This is a genomic window from Mergibacter septicus, assembly GCF_003265225.1.
Taxonomy (GTDB): domain Bacteria; phylum Pseudomonadota; class Gammaproteobacteria; order Enterobacterales; family Pasteurellaceae; genus Mergibacter; species Mergibacter septicus.
This window is the reverse complement of record NZ_CP022013.1, coordinates 434,066-455,851: the sequence shown is the minus strand read 5'-3', so window position 1 is coordinate 455,851 and position 21,786 is coordinate 434,066. Positions and strand designations below refer to the sequence as shown.

The window sequence follows — 21,786 nt, the reverse complement described above, 5'->3', positions numbered from 1 at the left end:
TTAAGCTAGCCGTTCTAATTCTTTTAAATCAAATTGCTTGGCAAGCTCTGCCAAAGCTTGCCCTGTTGGTAAAATTAAATTTGGTGCAATTTGATATAAGGGAAGAATAACGAAAGCACGATTGTGCATATCATAATGCGGAACAACTAGCCGTTCTGTCTGAATAACCTCTTGATTATACAATAAAATATCTAAATCTAGCGTCCGTTCTCCCCAACGGCGAAGTCGAACTCTCCCTTGCTGTTGTTCAATTTGTTGTAGCTTTTCAAGCAAAGTAAGGGGAGATAAGTTAGTCTTCAATGCTAGTACCGCATTGATATAATCAGGTTGATCTTGTGGTCCTAAAGGTTTACTACGATAAAAACTACTTACAGTGACGACTTCCGTATCAGGTAAAGTGGCTAAATTTTTTACCGCTTGCTGTAATTGTGCAATAGGGTCGGCAAGATTACTACCTAATCCAATATAAACTAAATTCATAGTTCTCCTTAAATTTATCTGTTCATTTCCTCTACATCTAATGATAAAAATAAGCTCAGGATTTACCTGAGCTTATTTAAAGCTATGTATTAGATTCTCTTCAACTAACTCAATTAGAAACGGTATTCAACCCCAATATTGAAAGCATTGGAACTTACTTTCTTACCTTTCCCCACACTTAAAGTCGTACTCACTCTAAAGTTAGGAGTAATATGATAAGCAGCCTTTAAGCTTGAAAGGACTGAAAGAGTACCACCCACGCGATATTTACGCACTTTATAATCGTCTTTTAAAGTAATAGTACCAGGATTAGAACTATAATTGAGATAAAGTGCTAACGCCAATCTTAATCTACCACCATCTCCCATATACTGGAAAGTCGTACCAGTTAAAGAATTTATCAATGATGAAGAAGACATCATCAATTCTACATTTTTATCTTTAAAACGATAACTATTAGCAGTAAGGTAAGAGAGCTGTTGACTCATTATTACCGATAAACTATCACTTAACTTATGACGATAAGCCAAAAGACCGCTAGTCATAAAAAGATCTATTGGTTGTTTTTCTGTTGCAGAAAGATTTAACCAAGAAAGATCCATTTTTTCTTTATTATGGTAATAAGAAGAGCTAATCGCTGCTGCTAAGTTATCAGTTAAGAAAGTTTGGTAACCAAGGGTAAACCCTAAATTCTCACTTGATGATAAATTCTGGTTTCTTTTGTTATCCTTTGAGTTCGATTTACCATAATGCAATAAGACTTGGTAGTTTGAACCTTGAGATTTATAGTTTGTACCTAATGATAACATCGCAGTAGATGAACCAAGATCATACGCTTTATGCTTAGCATTATAGTTATCAAAGCTAACTAGAGTAGAAAAACCGTCTTGTCGCACATATGGATTAGTCCCAAAATTCCCTACGCTATTATCTATTTGACGGGCAGAAGAAGATACCTCCGCTTTAATCGCCGAATTCTCCGTAAAGAGATCTTGTAGGAGAGGGCTATTAACCAAATTTGGTACTAAAGAAGTTGCAGTGAAAATCGGGCTATACATAGCAGAAACAGCACGATCAATCACCGTATTATTGTTACCCGCTGTAAAGAAATCAGCCAAAAATTGATCTTCACTTAATTCTGTCGTATCACCATCATCAATATCGATATCATCTGTCTCTAACGCTTCTTCTGGTTGACTATTAAAAAGACTTCTTCTTTGACGTCTCACGACTCTATCTTGGAGTTTAGCCTCTTGTTTTCTTAAAGCTTCTTCTTCAGCTTGGCGTTGTTTTTCATCTGCTATTTGCTGTTTTTCTTCTTCCTGACGTTTTAATGCTGCTTGACGTCTTTCTTCTTCCTCTGCTTGACGTTTCAACTCTTCTTGACGTTTCGCTTCTGCTAAAGCTGCTTGTCTATCTGCTTCCTCTTTTTCCGCTTTACGTCTAGCTTCTTCCTCAGCTGCTTTTTTACGTGCTTCTTCTGCTTCAGCTATCAAACGAGCCGCTTCTTCAGCTTTGACATCTTCGGCACTTTTCTCACGATAAAGTGTCCAAACTTTCTTATCCCCTTCTTCTACTACTTTAGAATTAGGTTCATAGACAGTAAAGCCTTTAACAATCTCACCGATAGTAAAATAACTTTCTGCAACTGTTTTAGGTGCTTCCGCTAGAGGAATACTATAAACTTGAGGATAGTTATGATCGATCTCTACAACTTTCAGGGTATTATTCCCACCTTGAACATTTCCTGTTAATTTAACAGTTGAAGCTTTTTGATCACTTCCTCTCACTAAAACAGAAACAGTACTGTTAGTAAGGTTAGGATTATCAAGTGTTAAAGTCGGTAATTCCCCTGTTTTAAAATGCTCAATGTTTGGAAGATGTTGGAAAGCATCACCCAAATGGCTAAAATCGCCTGCTTTTACTTGATAGAAATTTTTATCTGCATTCAGGAAGAATGAGAGATCACTATTCTCTAAAGTAAAATTATGCAAGGTTGGCTCTTGAGTTAAGGCACTTCTTCCTCTACTAGCCACTGCTGAAGATTTTGGATTAAAGATGAAAGTACTCTGATCAGTAACATTAATATGAGAATTCTGATCGTTGCTTACCTCACCAAAAAATAAAGCATTAGAAACATTTAAATCTGAATGCGTTAAGTTAAGTTTATCGGCATAAAGTACCGCTCTTTCTTTCCCAGTTGGCTTCACAATATCTTCAAAGGTAAAGGTTGAATTATATCTTGATAATTCATCTCTACTATCAAAGACTGCTTTTCCAACTCCAACGTGAAGAACACCTTGACTAATTGAACTATTACCCGTTAACGCTGCAACAGCGTTTCTGCCTACTTCAAGCTGACCATTTTTGATAGATAACGAATTAGCCCCAAAATATCTCTCTTCCCAATCGGTTTGATCTTTATGGGTTGGTGTTCGAGGAGCATTAAGTTGACCATTAATCTTATCAGTACCATAGGCTTTTTCCAGATTAGTTTGACTGATAGCAGTAACTACTCCGTGTCTTACAGGTTTACCTTGGAAAATAAGATTCGCATTTTCAACTTCAACCTTACCTTTAATATCCACCTTACCATCAAAAGCAAAACGTCCTGACAGACCAACAGTATCAATCAAGGTTTTACTAAAATCTGAGAGGTTAGTTGGAATAGCTGCATATTGAAGTTTTAAATCAACATTATCAGTAACTTGACCGTGAAAAGCACGGTGGTAGTATTTTTGTAAGATGATTTTTCCTTCTTCTTTTGCTGTTTCATAATTCCCAGCACTCAGTTCAATAAAATTATTATTTATTCGAACGCCTTTATTATCAAGATTGCCAACCTGTGATTGACCTGTTCTTAACGTAAAGAAGTAACGCTTATTATCAGCTACTGTTATACCTGTATTATTAATTTTAAAAGTATTATTCCCCTCACAATAAGCCAACTGACCTACATATTTTGATTTATTACCTGAACAAATATTTTTACTAGAATCTAGAACACTTTCTTTACTCTCACGACTATACTCTCCGCCCGGTGCAAAGATAAGTGTTGATCTCTTCTCCTGATTACTGTTGGTATAAATTCCGCCAAGATCATTCGCCGACTTAATACCGATATCATTACGATCAATATTATGGCTATAACCATTTGCATCAAAAATACCCCCTCTAAAGCCCCAGTAAAGTTCATTACCTGACACCGCATTAGATGTATTTTGTACAACTTTAGCACGCCCAGAAGTGAGTACAATTTGATTAAATGCCTGTTCTTGCGTATTCAAATAGGTAACACCATCTCCAACTCTAAAGTAACCGGGATTTTTACCTCTATTATTAATGGTTAAAGTACCAGCACCAATACGATGCAGGCCATCATTAGCTTTCCCTGTTAAATCCCAGCTGACTTCCGCACCTTGATCTACAATAATACCTGCCCCTTCATAGGTGAAGCTAGTATTTGCTTTGGCATTTTCTGCAGTCGTGGAGACCACATTCCATTTACCATTTTTAAATTGAAGATAACCAGCACCTTGATTAATATCAGATTTAATCCTCAATTCAAGCGTTTCCTCTGGTTTCTTAGAAGTAAACACAAACTCATTTCCCGTATTATTATCGGCATCATCTTGAGTTTGATGTTTATAGATTGGTTTTACTCTATCTTTAGTCTTACCTAACCAAGTATCATTAAAAGAACATTCTAAGCCAGCATTATTTCGACTGGTAGTGATACAGTATTTGCCATAATTAAACTTATCAGATTCTTCATAAGGCAAGCGATAAAAATCGGTATTTTCAGAAATTTCTAACGGAATTTCATTAAAATCTTTTTTCGTAAAATTAAATTTTGCTGGAATACTTTGATAGCCAGTATCACCACCATTATACCCAGAGTAATAACCTTTCTCTAACCCATAAGTATGTGCAACTCCGATTAATACCCATTTTTTACTTGCTTTATGATAAGCAAAAAGACCTGAACCTGAATCCCCTGGTTGTGCCACAAAAGGAAGCGGGCTATTAATCCCTTCCCCGGGAGAGGTCATTTCATTAGTTGAGCCAAGTGTTTTAATAAAATAAAAGTTTCTTCCTTGGTTATAATTAGCTCCTCCAACTTTATTACTAATACCACCCACAGCATAGTAATAACCTTCGGCAAGAAATTGGTGTTTATTTCCATCTTTAGTATCTACTACTTTCTGAATACCTGTACCTGATCTATATAGAAAATTACCATACTCATCGGAATTAAATACCTTCTCCATATTTTCTTGTGTACCTTCTAAATACCCAATAGGCGCAACTTCTGTGACAAGTTTACTTAATCTTGGTGTATGGTAATCCGCACTATAATGTTTGTCTTTAAAAGTATAAGGATTAAAATTATTTCGTGTAACAAGACGATAATTAAAATCGCTATTACCAAAACGAACACTCTGATATCCACCGTTATGTTTTACTGAAGAAATCTGATTTACATCGGTTAAAGTCGCATATCTCCCATCAATATTTTGCACAGCAAAATCTATCATCGGTAAGTCAAGTACTTTTACGGTTGTCCCGTTAACATCTTTAATTTCTAATCCTGTACTACCTGGAGTAAAAATCCCTTTATTTTGCCCAAAATCTAGATAATCCGAATAAGGAACTTTATTAGTTACGATAGCCCCTTTGGCTAGACCTGCCACTAAAACCGTACTTGCTACAGCAAGAGCCGCTTTTTTAGAATGGCTCTTTTTGCGTTTAATACGGTGCTGATATTTTTTCTTTTTATCTTGCTTTGTTTTAGATTGACGTTGACCTTCAATCTGAACTAACGCCTCTCGTTGTTGTGTGGTACTTAGTTGATATTCATGCCACCACGCAGTTAATTTAATCACATCTCCTCCTTCAATCTCAGCTCTCATTGCTAATAGATCATAAGCTGCTCTAAATTTTGGATGCTCAAATGTCAGCTGAGGACGCTTTCCTGTACATTTATTCAAATGTAATTGTAACATCCAAATATCTCGTATCGTTACCATATGACGGCATAAAACGGCAACTCGACGACCTAATTCCGCTAGCAGCTCCGTACTGGCAAGAGAATAAGCATCATGATTATTTAACCCTCCTTCGTTCTTTAATATCTCGATTTTTTCTCGCAATGGATACCAAAGAAAAGCAGTAAATAAAAAAGCAGGATTAATTCTTAATTGATCTCTAATTCTCTCATCGGTTGAACCTAACGCGGCGACAATCATCTTCTCAGTATAACTATCCCCCTTAGCAGTAAAAAAAGGCACTAATAATGGGAATAACTGTTGGAATAATCCATACTCTCGCAATAATCGATAGGTTTTTAAACCATAACCACTTTGTAACAGTTTTAAACTTTCATCAAACAAACGTGCTGCTGGGATATTTTGTAATAAAGAAGCTGTCTGTTTGATGGGTTCTGCGGTTGTAGGTGCTAAAAACATATCTAACTTCGCCATAAAACGAATTGCTCTTAGCATCCGCACGGGATCTTCTTGATAACGTTTAATTGGATCACCAATTAAGCTTAACTTTCCTTGTTTAAGATCTTGTAAACCGTTAAAAAAATCATATAGGGAGTCTGTTTGCGGATCATAATAGAGGGCATTTACAGTAAAATCCCGACGTTGAGCATCATCTTCTAAATTACCATAAACATTATCTCGCAATAACATTCCCTGATCATTCTGTTTTGCAAAAGCATTATTGGTCGCTTCTGTGTGAGAGGCACGAAATGTCGCCACTTCAATCAGTTCTCGCCCAAATAAAATATGAGCTAAACGAAAACGACGACCAATAATTCGACAACGACGTTGGAATACTTTCTGAATTTGCTCTGGGCGTGCATTAGTCGCAATATCAAAATCTTTCGCTTTTTTACCTAATAAAATATCTCTTAAACATCCACCCACCACATAAGCTTCAAACCCTTTGGCTTGTAACTGTTCAATAACAAATAACGCATTACGACTAATTTGATTCGGATAAATTCCTTTACTTGAAGCTCGGTAAGTTTTTTTCTTTAAAGTGGATTTTTTATGATTTTTTACCTTTTTATTTGTTTTTACCGTATTCTCCACCAAACTTTGGCTAGGTGCTTGCTCTAGGATAGGTTGAGTACTTTCTTTTACTGTATTTTCTTTTTTACGTTTTGGGGACGTAAAAATGCCACGAATATAACTTAAAATAATCCACCTCTTTAAATTAATAAGCTTAAATTTACTTAATAGCTAATAAGCGAAATTCTCTTTCTAGCCTAACACTAAGAAAGAGAATTCATTTACATCTGAAATAATTATACTAATTAAATAATTATTAGCCAATCATCTGTTTTTCACGAATTTCTGCTAATGTTTTACAATCAATACATAAATCTGCAGTTGGTCTAGCCTCAAGGCGACGAATCCCAATTTCCACACCACAAGATTCACAATAGCCAAAATCGTCTGTTTCAATTTTCTTCAATGTTCGTTCTATTTTTTTTAACAATTTACGTTCACGATCTCTTGCACGTAACTCTAAGCTAAATTCTTCTTCTTGGGTTGCACGATCAGCAGGATCTGGAAAATTTGCAGCTTCATCTTGCATATGAGCAACGGTACGATTCGCCTCATCAACAATTTGGGCATGCCAAGCTTTTAAGATTTTCTTGAAATGTTCAATTTGAGCATCATTCATATACTCTTCCCCAGCTTTTTCTTGATATGGGGTTACACCTGCAAGTGCTAAAAGACTAAGCGTGGCTTTTGAAGTAGTTGCCGTCATTTGATCTCCTTGGGATTATAGTATAACCAGTGTATTCATCACGGTTAAAACAACTTAATCCGATAAAAAATTGTGATTCTTCTAGGGACTTTCCCCTATAACTTATTACAGTTTTTTAAAAAGGCGATATAAATAGCAGAAGATTAAGCTTTTAGCAAATGAAAAATATTATTTTTTCATAACCTCCCCTTCCATATTTACGCTATTTTTCTTTCACCATTCTGCACAATTTAAGCTAAGGAAGGTTATTCCACCTCAAAGTAAACACTATTTTTGCGATCTTGATTTCAATTTTAGAGATCTATTCACTAAAATTCTAGACAATTAAGATAGAGTAATTATCCAATTATCTCATTCTTTTATTTGTATGCTAAATTTTTCAACTTTAAATACCACCAAAATAATCCTCACAACACTTTTATCTGATCGAGCATTAAGCCTCTTTTGCATTGTTTTTACCTTCGTCTTAATTCTTCCCCAACAATTCCTATTTCCAACCTCTTACCTATGGTGCATCAGCCTATTTACTATACTCTATCTCTGTGTCCTCATTTTCTACCCACCTAAATTAGGTTATCTGAAAATCACCATCCTTTTACTAGGGTGTTTATCTCTCTTTATTTGGTTACAACTAAATATCAATCAAGCCCTTTTGCGTGCAAAAACGGTGGCAAGTTTACCTAGTTCACACACCACCATCTTAAAAATTGAAAAAGTACTCCATCAAGGGGAGTACCAAACTGTTATCGCAAGTGCAAAATTAAATAATCAACAGACTTATCGCCTCTATCTTAACTGGCAACCCAAAACTATCGTTTTAGCTGGGCAACAATGGCAAGCTACATTACGCTTACGTCCAATTAATTCAAGACTTAATTTTGGTGGTTTTGATCGACAAACTTGGTTATATGCAAATCATCTTGATGGTAGAGGCAGTGTAAAATCTGCAAACTTATTACACGCTCCTCAACAATGGCGAGATCGTCTATTATATAAAGCTATTCAAGCAACAGATACGCTCTCTCAACAAGGCTTACTTCTCGCTCTTGGTTTTGGTGAAAAATTCCGTTTATCCCCACAACAGCTCAAAAATTTTCAACAGACAGGTACCGCACACTTAATTGCTATTTCTGGTTTACATATTGGCTTAGCTTTTTTATTCGGATTGTCAGGTGGTCGTTGTTTTCAACTGCTGTTACCAACCGCTAAAATCACCCCTCTATTTCCACACTGCTGTGGACTCTTGCTTGCTTTGTGTTATAGTTTTCTAGCTGGTTTTGCCATTCCAACACAACGTGCGATCATCGCTATTAGCCTCATATTATGCTTAGGTTTATCTCGTTATCACTGGACGCACTGGCAAATTCTATTACGAGTAGTGGTTATTTTATTGCTCTTTGATCCTCTTACACTACTTTCTGATAGCTTTTGGTTATCCGTTTTAGCAGTAACAGCCATATTGTTTTGGAATCAATTATTTCCTCTTTCAAGCTTACTTTGGCGAAACACCTCTCTCACTCAATCACAAAATAAATTTAGCTGGTTAATAAAATGGTTAGTCGCTTTAATTCATTTACAACTTGGTTTAACTATTCTTTTTCTTCCCATTCAACTGTTCTTTTTTCAAGGAATTGCGTGGTCATCATTTTTGGTCAATCTATGGTTAGTACCACTTTTTAGCTTAATATTAGTGCCATTAATTTTACTCTCTATTTTAAGTTTTAATTTAATTCCTTGGAAATTTGCTAACGCTGTTGCAGACTTTGCGGTACAACATCTACAATCACAACAAAAATGGCAACCTATTTCACAACTAGAACAGCTCCAAATTACCCTATTTGTTGTTATATTTTTGCTCTTCTTATTTCTGTTACTCTATTTGATACAAGTTTCACCACCGAAACCTCCTGAACTTAAATATCGATTAACATTATCACCACCTCCATTATTTTCAATAAACCGTTCTCGTTTACTTTCAAGTAAAGTTTTATTGCATTTACTCCTTGCTGATCTATTCTGCATCACTATTTTAGGGGTGTACTACTATCATTTAACATCAACACAAACAGATAACACTAAATGGCAAGTAGAAATGCTTGATGTCGGACAAGGGCTTGCTATGCTGATTGTCAAAAATCAACGAACATTAATCTTTGATAGTGGGAGTTCTTGGAAAAATGGCAGTATGGCAGAATTAGAAATTTTGCCCTATCTACAACGGCAAGGATTAATCCCTGAAACCTTAATTTTAAGCCACGATGATAATGATCATAGCGGTGGTGCAAAAGCCTTATTCAAGGTTTTCCCTATGCTCAACTTGATTAGCCCTTCCTTAACCAGCTATGGGGAAAAACAACATCAATATTGCTATTCAGGAAAAAAATTATCTTGGCAAGGACTAACCTTAACATTTTTATTTCCTTTTAATTCTACCCCCGTTAAAAAAGCAAAAAATCCTCATTCTTGTGTGGTACAGCTTCAGGATAAAAATTATTCTGTATTATTAACGGGGGATATTGAACAAGCTCAAGAATTCGCATTACTACCTCAATTAACCCAAGTTGATGTATTACAAATTGCACATCACGGCAGTAAAAGCTCTAGTTCTCTCGCTTTTTTGCAACGTACACAACCCAAAATTGCATTAATCTCAGCTGGGCGTTTTAATCAATGGCGCTTTCCTCATTCTGAGGTAACTGAACGTTTACAAAAATTAAATATTCAATATTACAACAGTGGTATCGTTGGCCAAGTACGAATCATTTTTTCCAGCGACAATATCGCTATCCATACAGCACGTTCTCGCTTTTCAGCTTGGTATAAACAGCTAGTTACCCCTGATTAATCCAGCAATAAAAAAGCCGAATAGTTGGATCACAACTCGAATATAGGTAGAATAGCGACTTAATTTCAATTAGATAGACAGATTATGAACAATAAAGATTATTCTACTCGTCAAACATTTAAACGCCTTTGGCCACTCATTTGGCAACATAAAACAGGTATTATCATTGCAATTATCGCACTACTTTTTAATGCCGCAACTGAAGCAGGCTTACTCTATTTATTAAAACCATTATTAGATAAAGGCTTTGGTGATGCGGATCTCGCTTTCCTCAAAGTGTTACCTTTTATTGTGATCGGTTTAATAATGATACGTGGTTTAAGCAGTTTCGTTTCGGATTATAGCCTCAGTTGGGTATCAGGACAGATTGTGATGAAAATGCGGCAAAAACTGTTTAAACATTTAATGTATATGCCGGTGAGCTTTTTTGATCAAAATGCGGCTGGTAAACTGCTGTCACGTATTACTTATGATACCGATCAAGTCGCCAACTCATCATCTGGTGCCTTAATTACTATTGTAAAAGAAACCGCCACCGTTATTTCACTACTTGCTTTAATGCTCTATACCAGTTGGCATTTAACCTTAGTGCTATTTGTAATAGGACCAATTATTGCAATTTTAATTAGCATCGTATCAAAGCACTTCCGCCGTTTAAGTAAAAAAATGCAAGACTCAATGGGGATTCTTACTAGTAGTGCAGAACAAATGTTGAAAGGACATCGTGTCGTAATTTCCTTTGGTGGACAACAAATAGAAGAAGAACGCTTTAATCACGTTAGCGATGATATGCGTCGAAAAAGTATGAAAATGATGGCAATGAGTGCCATTTCTGATCCTATTGTACAAATCATTGCATCATTTGCATTAGCTATCGTCCTTTATCTTGCAACGATCCCAACCATTATGGGAGCAACGTTAAGTGCGGGTTCTTTTACACTCGTCTTCTCCTCAATGTTTGCTTTATTACGCCCACTCAAATCTCTTACTTCCGTTAATGCTCAATTCCAACGTGGTATGGCAGCTTGTCAAACCTTGTTTGAGTTAATGGATATGCAACCAGAACAAGATCAGGGGACTTATGCACCAACAACAGTCGCTGGTAACTTACGCTTTGAACAAGTAACATTCCATTATGATAATAGTTCAGAAGCAGCTTTAACCGATATTTCTTTTAATTTACCTAAAGGTAAAACTATCGCTCTAGTTGGGCGTTCTGGCTCAGGTAAATCGACTATCGCAAATTTAGTAACCCGTTTTTATGATATAAAACAAGGTCAAATTCTGCTTGATCAACATAATATTAAAGACTATACCTTAGCGAGCTTACGTCAACACTGTGCAGTTGTTTCCCAACAAGTACATCTATTCAATGATACCATTGCCAATAATATTGCTTATGCTGCAATCGACAAATACAGCCGTGAAGAAATTATTGCTGCAGCAAAAGCTGCCCACGCAATGGAATTTATTGAAAAACTCCCTCAAGGATTAGATACTGTTATCGGCGAAAACGGAGCAGGACTTTCTGGAGGGCAACGCCAACGCTTAGCGATTGCAAGAGCATTATTACGCAAGGCTTCTGTTTTAATTTTAGATGAAGCAACCTCAGCGTTAGATGCAGAATCCGAACACGCAATTCAAACTGCATTAGAAGAATTGCAACAAGATCGCGCGATTTTAGTGATTGCTCATCGTCTTTCAACCATCGAAAAAGCGGATGAAATTTTAGTGATCGATCAGGGCAAAATTATTGAACGTGGTACACACAAAAATTTAATCGCCCAAAATGGTGCATATTCCCAACTCTATCAAATACAATTTAATGGTTAATACAGATTGAAATAAACAGAACGCAAAGTATGAATTTTTGGTATCAAACAACTTACTTAGCTAAATTAATCGCTTATCTTTTATATCCATTCAGCAAACTTTTTGGCTATATCACTGCTTTTCGCCGTTTTGCATATCGTCAAGGTTGGTTTAAATCTTGGCAAGCACCTTGTCCAATAATAGTTGTCGGCAATCTGACTGTGGGTGGAAATGGAAAGACTCCAGTCGTCATTCATCTGGCTCAACAATGCCAAGCAAGAGGAGTTAAAGTCGCCATTATTTCTCGGGGATATGGTGGTAAAAGCAAATACTATCCACTTGAAGTATTCCCAACTACAGATCCTAATCTAGCAGGCGATGAACCTGTTTTAATTGCTCAACAAACTGGTGTACCTGTTGCTGTTTCACCGAACCGCCGCCATAGTATCGAACTACTTTGGCAGAAATATCAACCACAACTGATTATTAGTGATGATGGACTACAACATTATGCTTTACGCCGTGATGCAGAAATTGTTGTTGTCGATAGTCAACGAGAATTTGGCAATGGTTTCCTCTTACCTGCGGGTGGGTTAAGAGAATTACCCTCTCGCTTGAAACAAGTAGATTGTATTATCTACAATGGAGAAAAAGCACCAACAGCATTACCTGCAGGACTTTTTGCCGACCAAATGCAATTAATCGCCACCGAAGCGATTAATCTTGTTAGCCGAGAAACACGCCCACTGAATACATTTCAGCAAATTACCGCTATTGCTGGGATCGGTAATCCAGATCGTTTCTTCAATATGTTACAACAAAAAGGCTTATTTCTTGCTCAAACTCAAGCTTTTGCTGATCACCACGCTTATACCGCTAAAGATTTTTCTTATTTTTCCCAAGATCTTCCACTCTTGATGACAGAAAAAGATGCGGTAAAATGCAACCATTTTTCCTCAAAAAATTGGTGGTATGTCCCAGTTACCGCCCAAATCAAAGGGGAACAACTTTCACACCTGATTGAGAAATTTTGTCCATCAACTAAAACAATAAAGGAACAGTAGAATGACGCCTGAAATAATAAAATTACTTGCTTGTCCTCAATGCCAACAGGCTTTAACTTTAGATCAAGCAAAACAACATTTAATTTGCCAAGCACAACAAGTAAGTTATCCCATCATTAATGGCATTCCTGCCTTGTTACCTGAAATGGCACAACCTTTGATAACACCGACTACCAGCGAATAAGCCATTCAAATTAATTTTAAAGGTAATTCTAATGAACTTTAACATCATCATTCCTGCACGTTTTGCCTCGTCTCGTTTACCGGGAAAACCACTAGTTGAAATTGCTGGACGCCCAATGATCCAACACGTCTGGGAAAAAGCCTGTCAAACTGAAGCAAAACGTATCATAGTCGCCACCGATAACCTTGCAATCAAACAAACAGTAGAGCGTTTTGGCGGGGAAGTTTGTCTCACTGCCGAAAAACATAACTCAGGCACAGAACGTTTAGCTGAAGTTGTTGAAAAACTAAATTTTGCTGATGATGAAGTCATTGTTAATATTCAAGGTGATGAACCTCTTATCCCACCAGAAATTGTTACTCAAGTTGCACATAATTTAATTAAAAATCAAGTAAATATGGCGACTTTAGCGGTTAAGATTACCGATCCTTTGGAGCTTTTTAATCCAAATGCGGTAAAAGTGATTACCGATCAAAATAATAAAGTACTCTACTTTTCTCGCTCGGTTATTCCGTGGAATCGAGATCTTTTTGCTAAAACATTATCCAATCCAAACCAACTGCTTAGCCTTTCCTTAACCGAATTAGAAAAACTAGAACTAAGCCAAAAACATTATTTACGTCATATCGGTATTTATGCTTATACCGCTGGTTTTATTCGCCGTTATATCAACTGGCAACCAACGGCTTTAGAACAGATCGAATCACTCGAACAACTACGTGTATTATATTATGGTGAATCCATTCACTGTGAACAGGCTTGTCAAATACCCCCTAGTGGGGTTGATACAGCTGAAGATTTAGAAAAAGTACGCAAAATTTTAGCAAGCACACTAATTAACGGTTGATTTTATGTCTAAGTTTGAGCCAAAACAGTTTTTAGCCGATGTTTCAACCCAACCCGGGGTCTATCGTATGTATGACCAACAAGGAAATGTAATCTATGTTGGTAAAGCAAAAAACTTAAAAAAAAGGCTCTCAAGCTATTTTCGTAAAAATTTAAGTAGTAAAAAAACCTCAGCGTTGGTCTCTGCTATCGCCAACATTGATACTACAATCACCCATTCTGAAACTGAAGCCTTACTGCTTGAACATAATTATATTAAGCAATACCAGCCAAAATATAATGTGTTATTACGAGATGATAAATCCTACCCTTATATTTTACTAACGAAAGAACGCCATCCTAAAATAGGGGCGTTTCGTGGAAGTAAAAAAATTGCTGGTGAATATTTTGGTCCTTATCCAAATGTTTCTGCCGTGCGTGAAGCATTAGCCTTAATCCAAAAACTCTTTCCTATTCGTCAATGTGAAAACACGGTATATAACAACCGTTCACGGCCTTGTTTGCAGTACCAAATTAAACGTTGCCTTGCCCCTTGTGTTGATGGTTATGTAAGTGATGAAACCTACCAGCAACAAGTTGAATTTACTCGATTATTCTTAGAAGGAAAGGATCAACAAGTCCTAGATCATCTGATCGAAAAAATGGAAAAAGCAAGCCAAGCATTAGATTTTGAACAAGCCGCCCGCTTTCGAGATCAAATTCAAGCAGTACGTAGTGTCATTGAAAAACAATTTATCAGTAATGATCATCTCGATGATATTGACCTAATTGCAATCGCTTATCGTCAAGGATTGGCTTGTGTTCAAGTTCTATTTATTCGTCAAGGAAAAGTTCTTGGTAATCGTAGCTATTTTCCCAAAATGCCACCCAATACCGATCTCAATGAATTAACTGAAACCTTTGTCGGACAATTTTACCTACAAGCACATCAGGGACGAACAATTCCAAGTACAATTATCCTTGATCATTCACTGGCAGAAAAAAATACGTTAGAAACACTCCTTAGCGAACAGGCTGGGCATAAAGTCCAAATTCAAGATAAAACGAAGGGGAATAAATCTCGTTATTTAAAACTCGCACAAACCAATGCGAAGGTTGCGTTAATTACACGGTTAAAACAGTTAGGCAATCAACAACAACGTTACCAAGAGCTACAAAAAGTACTAGGTTTAGAGCAAATTAATCTAATGGAATGCTTTGATATTAGCCATACCTTAGGTGAACATACCGTAGCATCTTGTGTGGTATTTGGTAATGAAGGTCCATTAAAATCAGACTACCGCCGTTTTAACCTTACAAATACCAATGGTGATGACTATCTTGCTATGGAACAAGCCCTGTTAAAACGTTACGATAAATCTCTCGATCCAAGTAAAATACCCGATATTATCTTTATTGATGGTGGCAAAGGGCAATTAAATCGAGCATTAGCAGTATTTGCTCAATTAGAAGTAGATTGGGATAAAAACACCCCGATATTAATCGGGGTAGCCAAAGGTGTTGATCGAAAAGCAGGTTTAGAAACGCTGATTATTAGTCATCAAGGTATTGAATTACATCTTCCAAGCGATAGTCCAGCATTACATCTTATTCAACATATCCGTGATGAAGCCCATAATCACGCAATTTCAGGACATCGTAAAAAACGCCAAAAAGCCTTTACCCAAAGCGGTTTAGAAAGTATTCAAGGGGTGGGCAGTAAACGTCGTCAAGCTCTCCTAAAATACTTAGGTGGTATGCAAGGCGTACGTTCAGCTACTATTGATGAAATTGCATCAGTACCCGGTATTTCACGGGCATTAGCAGAACGGATTGTTGACACGCTTAAAGATTAAGCAATTATTGAATATTATTCAAATAAGCTTTTGATTTTCAGGATTAATATGCTTTATTGGTTATGAAAATTAAATAGAATGTTTTACAATTATCCACAAGATACTCTACTCTCAGGCGGCGACAAAATGAAACTAAACTTTCCAACTATCTTGACCCTTTTTAGAGTCATTTTAATTCCTTTTTTTATTCTATTATCTTATCTTTCATTTGATTGGACACCCTTTGGCACGGCATTAATTTTCTTTATTGCAGCAGTTACTGATTGGTTCGATGGCTATCTTGCCAGAAAATGGAAACAAACCACCCGTTTTGGTGCTTTTCTTGATCCTGTTGCGGATAAAGTTATGGTCGCTGCAGCATTGGTATTAGTCGTTGAACACTACCACAGTTTTTGGATCACCTTACCTGCCATTATTATGGTCTCACGTGAAATTATTATTTCTGCTCTGAGAGAATGGATGGCTGAATTAGGGAATAGAAACACAGTGGCAGTTTCATGGTTAGGTAAAGTGAAAACCACTGCTCAAATGATTGCACTCATCGGCCTACTTTGGCGTTACAACCCAACGATGGAAATCCTTGCCATCATCGCACTTTATATCGCCGTCATCCTTACTATTTGGTCAATGTTACAATATTTAAACTTAGCCAAAGATGATCTTTTAAGTTAAATAACATTAACAGTGTTTTCAAAAATCCACCATCTCAATTATATTAAGTTGATGATGGTGGTATATATTATTCCCTTTATCTAAAAAATAACAAATAAATATCATCCATTTATAAAATAATAAAATTATCACTTGCTTTTATTCTGAATATATAAACTAGTATCCACCAAATTAATATTTGGGATAAATTAAATATTGGTAAAATTCAATTACTAATAGTTTGAAAGGGTAAATTTGAGATAAGTAGCTATTTTTACTAATATGCAGTAGAATCTAGGGCATTTTTGATTCACAGAATAAGGAAATTTATGTCATCTCAATTTGTTTATACTATGCACAGAGTGGGAAAAGTTGTACCACCTAAGCGTCATATTTTAAAAGATATTTCATTAAGTTTTTTTCCGGGTGCCAAAATCGGAGTTTTAGGTCTCAATGGTGCGGGTAAATCGACCTTATTACGCATTATGGCAGGCGTAGATAAGGAATTTGAGGGGGAAGCACGCCCACAACCGGGTATAAAAATTGGTTATTTACCTCAAGAACCAAAATTAGAACCTCAACAAACCGTAAGAGAAGCCGTTGAAGAAGCGGTTGCTGAAGTCAAAAATGCTTTAACTCGCCTTGATGAAGTCTATGCCCTTTATGCCGATCCAGAGGCTGATTTTGATAAATTAGCGGCTGAACAAGCGACTTTAGAAGCGATTATCCAAGCCCACGATGGTCATAATTTGCAAAATCAGTTAGAACGTGCAGCAGATGCGTTACGTTTACCAGACTGGGAAGCTAAAATTGAACACTTATCTGGTGGTGAACGCCGTCGTGTTGCTTTATGTCGTTTATTACTCGAAAAACCAGATATGTTATTACTTGATGAACCAACCAACCACTTAGATGCAGAATCTGTCGCTTGGCTTGAACGTTTCCTACACGATTATGAAGGAACAGTAGTCGCTATTACCCACGACCGTTATTTCTTAGATAATGTTGCAGGTTGGATCTTAGAACTTGACCGTGGAGAAGGTATCCCTTGGGAAGGTAACTATTCTTCTTGGTTAGAACAAAAAGAAAAACGCCTTGCACAAGAAGCTGCTACTGAGTCAGCTCGTCAAAAATCAATTGAAAAAGAATTAGAATGGGTACGTCAAAATCCAAAAGGACGGCAAGCGAAAAGTAAAGCTCGTATGGCACGTTTTGAAGAACTTAATAACAGTGAATATCAAAAACGTAACGAAACCAATGAACTCTTTATTCCACCGGGTCCACGCTTAGGGGATAAAGTCATTGAAGTGAAAAACTTAACAAAAGCTTATGGCGACCGAACACTAATTGATGATCTCTCTTTCAGTATTCCAAAAGGCTCGATTGTCGGGATTATCGGTGCAAATGGTGCAGGTAAATCTACTCTATTTCGTATGCTTTCTGGACAAGAACAACCAGACAGCGGTAGTATCACCTTAGGAGAAACAGTGGTCTTGGCTTCTGTTGATCAATTCCGTGATAAGATGGATGATAAAAAAACAGTCTGGGAAGAAGTCTCAGGTGGATTAGATATCATGAAAATTGGTAACTTTGAAATTCCTAGTCGTGCCTATGTTGGGCGTTTCAATTTTAAAGGGGTTGATCAACAAAAACGTGTCGGTGAACTCTCTGGTGGAGAACGTGGTCGTATTCATTTAGCTAAACTGTTACAACGTGGTGGTAATGTATTATTGCTTGACGAACCAACCAATGATCTTGATGTGGAAACTTTACGTGCATTAGAAAATGCGATCTTGGAATTCCCGGGTTGTGCAATGGTGATTTCACACGACCGTTGGTTCTTAGATCGTATCGCTACACATATTTTAGACTATGGCGATGAAGGAAAAGTAACCTTCTATGAAGGGAATTTCTCTGATTATGAAGAATGGAAGAAGAAAACCTTTGGTGCAGATGCCCTCCAACCGCATCGGATTAAATACAAACGTATTGCTAAATAATTAATTCATTGTTCTAAATAACTCAAACTGGAAAGTATTCTCTTTCCAGTTTTTTTATTGGTTAAACTAATTCAATACGAGCAAATTTTTCATCTTCTGCAAATAAACGTCCAACTGGAATTAATTCGATCTGGTGGTATTTTGCTAACGCCTCTACTTCTGTGATGGCTTGTGCTTCAACCGCAATTAACAAGCCACCTGATGTTTGTGGATCGCATAAAATCGCTTTCTCTACCGCTGTCATCTCTCCAAGTTGTTGCCCGTAACTTGCAAAGTTTCGCTCTGTTCCCCCCGGAACACAGCCTTGGTCAATATAATCTCGTACTCCCTCTAAAACGACTAAATTATTAAAGTTAACTTCTGCCCGTAAATTAGCCCCTTCACACATTTCTAATAAATGCCCTGCTAAGCCAAATCCTGTTACATCAGTCATTGCTCTAACCGCTTTCACTTGAGCAAACTCAGCACCAATCTGGTTGAGTTTACACATCGTCTGAGCAGCTAATCCTTGATGTTCTACTTTTAATTTTCCTTTTTTTTCTGCGGTAGTCAGCACCCCAATTCCCAATGGTTTGGTTAAAAATAACTGACAACCAGCCGTAGCGGTATTATTTTGTTTTACTCGTTCAATCGCTACCGTACCTGTAACAGCCAATCCAAAAATAGGTTCGGGTGCATCAATTGAATGCCCTCCTGCTAAACTAATCCCCGCTTGTTGACAAGCATAACGCCCCCCCTCAACTATTTGTTGTGCCACTTCTGCTGGTAATTTGTTGATTGGAAAACCTAAAATCGCTATCGCCATTATTGGTTTTCCACCCATTGCATAGATATCACTAATTGCATTGGTTGCCGCTATTTGCCCAAACTGAAAAGGATCATCAACAATCGGCATAAAAAAATCTGTGGTACTTACAATTCCTATACCATTGCCAAGATCATACACAGCGGCATCATCTTTGGTTTCATTCCCAACTAATAAGTTAGGATCCAAAAATGTTTGCTGCTTAGTTTGTAAAATTGTTGCTAATACCTGTGGAGAAATCTTACAACCACACCCAGCCCCGTGACTATATTGAGTTAAACGAATAGTTTCATTCATAGTTTAATTACCTCTATCGGTTACTTATCTATAAAAAATAAGCGGATAAATGGAAGAAATGACGAAGAATATATCTGTTAAAAAATCACTTTTTCACTATTATTAATCTAATAATTATTATCAAAGAATAAAAACGATCTTCAAAAATAAAATACGATCTCATCGTCTAAATACTAATAAGTGATAACACTTATTTTGAAAATTTAAAAATGTAAACAGATATAATTAAAGACAAATTTAATTGACCTAGTATATAACAAATCTTACTTTCTGTTTATTGCCACAAACTTATTCCTTGTAAAAAATCACATAACTCTTATTTATTATTTTCTCTGATTAATATCTCAAATTTTAAGCAAAATCACCGTTTTTGGAAAAAAGAAAGAAAAAAATCTCGCCGAAAATATTTACAAAATGACCTTTTTATTCTATTAATTGTTTAGCATATATAGAAAATAAGCTTTTTTCGATGCTAATTAGAATAAAAAATACCTCTCTTAATCAAGGAAATGAAACTATGACAAACAAACGAACAAACAAATTTGCTCGATTACTATTAAGTCTGGCAATTGCAGCAACCTTTACTACCACTTTCCAAACTGCGAATGCGGCAGTTGTTCCTGCTGGTACTCACCTTGCACAACAACAAAGTATCACCTTAAATATTGGCGATAACCCAGCCACTTTTGATCCACAAAAAGCTGAAGGTGCACCTGAAGGTGATATAGCTCGTCAACTGTTTGAAACCTTAGTAATTTCTGACGATAAAGGACATATCCTACCTGCTGCTGCAACTGCTTGGGAACATAGCCCTGATTTCAAAACTTGGACATTCCATTTACGCCCAGATGCAAAATGGTCAAATGGTGATCCTGTTACAGCAGAAGATTTCGTTTATGGTTGGCAACGTTTAGCCGATCCAAAAACGGCTTCACCTTATTCATCTTATCTAGATTTTTTAAAACTTGAAAATGCAGATGATGTTATTCAAGGTAAAAAGCCTGTAACAGCTTTAGGGGTTGAAGCAAAAGACCCACAAACACTCGTCTTGCACTTAAGTGAAAGTGTTCCTTATGCAGATAAATTAACAGAACTTTATGTATTATCTCCAGCAAACAAAAAAGTCATTGAGAAATATGGCGATGCTTGGACAAAACCTGAGAATATCGTTGGTAATGGTGCATTCAAATTAAAATCTGCTACATTAAATGAAAAATATGTTTTAGAACCTAATACTTACTATTGGGATAACAAAAATACTGTTTTACAAAAAATCACTTTCTTACCAATTTCTTCTCCAGCAACTTCGTTTTCTCGCTACCGTGCGGGTGAATTAGATGTTAGCAGTTTTCCAATCGAAGCTTGGAAAAATGTAAAAAAAGATTATCAAGATCAATTGAATATTGCTCCAGTATTATGTACCTACTATTATGAAATTAATAACAAAAAAGCCCCATTTAATGATGTTAGAGTACGTAAAGCCCTAGCACTTGCTTTTCAACCTGAAATTATTACCGATAAAATTTTAGGACAAGGACAAATCCCAGCATATCAATTTACCCCTGCGGCAACCGATGGTGCTGAAAAAATCCAACCTGCAGAATGGAAAAACTGGAGTCGTGCTGAACGTAACGCTGAGGCTCTCAAACTCCTTCAACAAGCGGGTTATAATAAAAGTAATCCTCTAAAAATTAACTTGTTATACAACACCTCTGAAAGCCATAAACAATTAGCACTGGCAGCTGATTCATTCTGGAAGAAAAATTTAAATGGTGCAGTTAAAGTAACATTAGAAAATCAAGAATGGAAAACTTATCTTGATACAAAACACCAAGGTAACTTCGATGTTGCTCGGGCTGGCTGGTGTGCTGACTATAACGAAGCCAGTACATTCTTAACCTATTTCCTATCAAACAGTGGTAATAATACGTCTTTCTATCAAAATAAAGACTATGATAATTTAATCGCACAAGCATACAAAGCTAACTCAGACGATGAACGTGCAGCATACTATGCTAAAGCTGAACAACTACTCAATAAAGATGTACCTATTATTCCAGTCTATCACTATGTGAGTGTTGCATTAATTAAACCTTATGTAAAAGGGTATAGTATAAACAATCCTATTGCATCTCGTTATCTAAAAGATGTTTATATTATTCAGCGCTAATTCCCCTG

General features: G+C 36.6%; 13 protein-coding genes and 1 pseudogene. 9 read left to right on the top strand and 5 right to left on the bottom strand.

The annotated features are described in order from the left end of the window. From folK to dksA, 4 genes and pseudogenes are all read right to left on the bottom strand, one after another. Complete coding sequence (folK, locus tag CEP47_RS02190; RefSeq protein WP_261919627.1) at positions 1–480, bottom strand: 2-amino-4-hydroxy-6-hydroxymethyldihydropteridine diphosphokinase; 480 nt, start codon at positions 478–480, stop codon at positions 1–3. Positions 481–593: 113 nt separating this feature from the next. Beyond that, positions 594–5,174, bottom strand: a complete 4,581-nt coding sequence (locus CEP47_RS02185; RefSeq protein WP_261921006.1) for a S6 family peptidase — start codon at positions 5,172–5,174, stop codon at positions 594–596. Between the two features lie 42 nt (positions 5,175–5,216). Next, positions 5,217–6,671 (bottom strand): annotated as a pseudogene (gene pcnB, locus CEP47_RS02180) (polynucleotide adenylyltransferase PcnB); the annotation flags it as partial. Between the two features lie 148 nt (positions 6,672–6,819). Continuing rightward, the gene (gene dksA, locus CEP47_RS02175; protein ID WP_261919628.1) at positions 6,820–7,269 is read right to left on the bottom strand and encodes an RNA polymerase-binding protein DksA; all 450 of its coding nucleotides are present in this window, start codon (positions 7,267–7,269) and stop codon (positions 6,820–6,822) included. A gap of 367 nt (positions 7,270–7,636) precedes the next feature. On the opposite strand from dksA, the gene CEP47_RS02170 reads away from it, so the two are divergent. The 8 genes from CEP47_RS02170 to ettA all read left to right on the top strand — a co-directional run bounded on the left by CEP47_RS02170 (position 7,637) and on the right by ettA (position 18,506). Continuing rightward, on the top strand, positions 7,637–10,114 hold the full coding sequence (locus CEP47_RS02170) for a DNA internalization-related competence protein ComEC/Rec2 (RefSeq protein WP_261919629.1): 2,478 nt from the start codon (positions 7,637–7,639) through the stop codon (positions 10,112–10,114). 84 nt (positions 10,115–10,198) lie between these two features. After that, positions 10,199–11,947: a lipid A ABC transporter ATP-binding protein/permease MsbA gene (msbA, locus tag CEP47_RS02165; RefSeq protein ID WP_261919630.1), complete on the top strand. Its 1,749-nt coding sequence runs from the start codon at positions 10,199–10,201 to the stop codon at positions 11,945–11,947. A gap of 29 nt (positions 11,948–11,976) precedes the next feature. Beyond that, complete coding sequence (gene lpxK / locus CEP47_RS02160) at positions 11,977–12,990, top strand: tetraacyldisaccharide 4'-kinase (RefSeq protein ID WP_261919631.1); 1,014 nt, start codon at positions 11,977–11,979, stop codon at positions 12,988–12,990. A 1-nt stretch (position 12,991) separates the two neighbouring features. Then, positions 12,992–13,174 carry a Trm112 family protein gene (locus tag CEP47_RS02155; RefSeq protein WP_261919632.1) on the top strand — a complete coding sequence of 61 codons (183 nt, stop codon included), beginning with the start codon at positions 12,992–12,994 and terminating at the stop codon, positions 13,172–13,174. 31 nt (positions 13,175–13,205) lie between these two features. Further along, positions 13,206–14,021: a 3-deoxy-manno-octulosonate cytidylyltransferase gene (gene kdsB / locus CEP47_RS02150; RefSeq protein ID WP_261919633.1), complete on the top strand. Its 816-nt coding sequence runs from the start codon at positions 13,206–13,208 to the stop codon at positions 14,019–14,021. Between the two features lie 4 nt (positions 14,022–14,025). Then, positions 14,026–15,855: an excinuclease ABC subunit UvrC gene (gene uvrC / locus CEP47_RS02145; RefSeq protein WP_261919634.1), complete on the top strand. Its 1,830-nt coding sequence runs from the start codon at positions 14,026–14,028 to the stop codon at positions 15,853–15,855. 126 nt (positions 15,856–15,981) lie between these two features. Further along, positions 15,982–16,527 (top strand): CDP-diacylglycerol--glycerol-3-phosphate 3-phosphatidyltransferase, encoded by a 546-nt coding sequence (gene pgsA, locus CEP47_RS02140; protein ID WP_261921007.1) that lies wholly within the window; start codon positions 15,982–15,984, stop codon positions 16,525–16,527. A gap of 308 nt (positions 16,528–16,835) precedes the next feature. Then, complete coding sequence (gene ettA, locus CEP47_RS02135) at positions 16,836–18,506, top strand: energy-dependent translational throttle protein EttA (RefSeq protein ID WP_261919635.1); 1,671 nt, start codon at positions 16,836–16,838, stop codon at positions 18,504–18,506. Positions 18,507–18,567: 61 nt separating this feature from the next. On the opposite strand, the gene selD is transcribed toward ettA, so the two are convergent. Continuing rightward, positions 18,568–19,608 (bottom strand): selenide, water dikinase SelD, encoded by a 1,041-nt coding sequence (selD, locus tag CEP47_RS02130; protein WP_261919636.1) that lies wholly within the window; start codon positions 19,606–19,608, stop codon positions 18,568–18,570. Positions 19,609–20,125: 517 nt separating this feature from the next. On the opposite strand from selD, the gene CEP47_RS02125 reads away from it, so the two are divergent. After that, a complete protein-coding gene (locus CEP47_RS02125) occupies positions 20,126–21,778 on the top strand; it encodes an ABC transporter substrate-binding protein (RefSeq protein WP_265482667.1) in 1,653 nt (550 codons plus the stop codon). Positions 21,779–21,786: the final 8 nt, after the last annotated feature.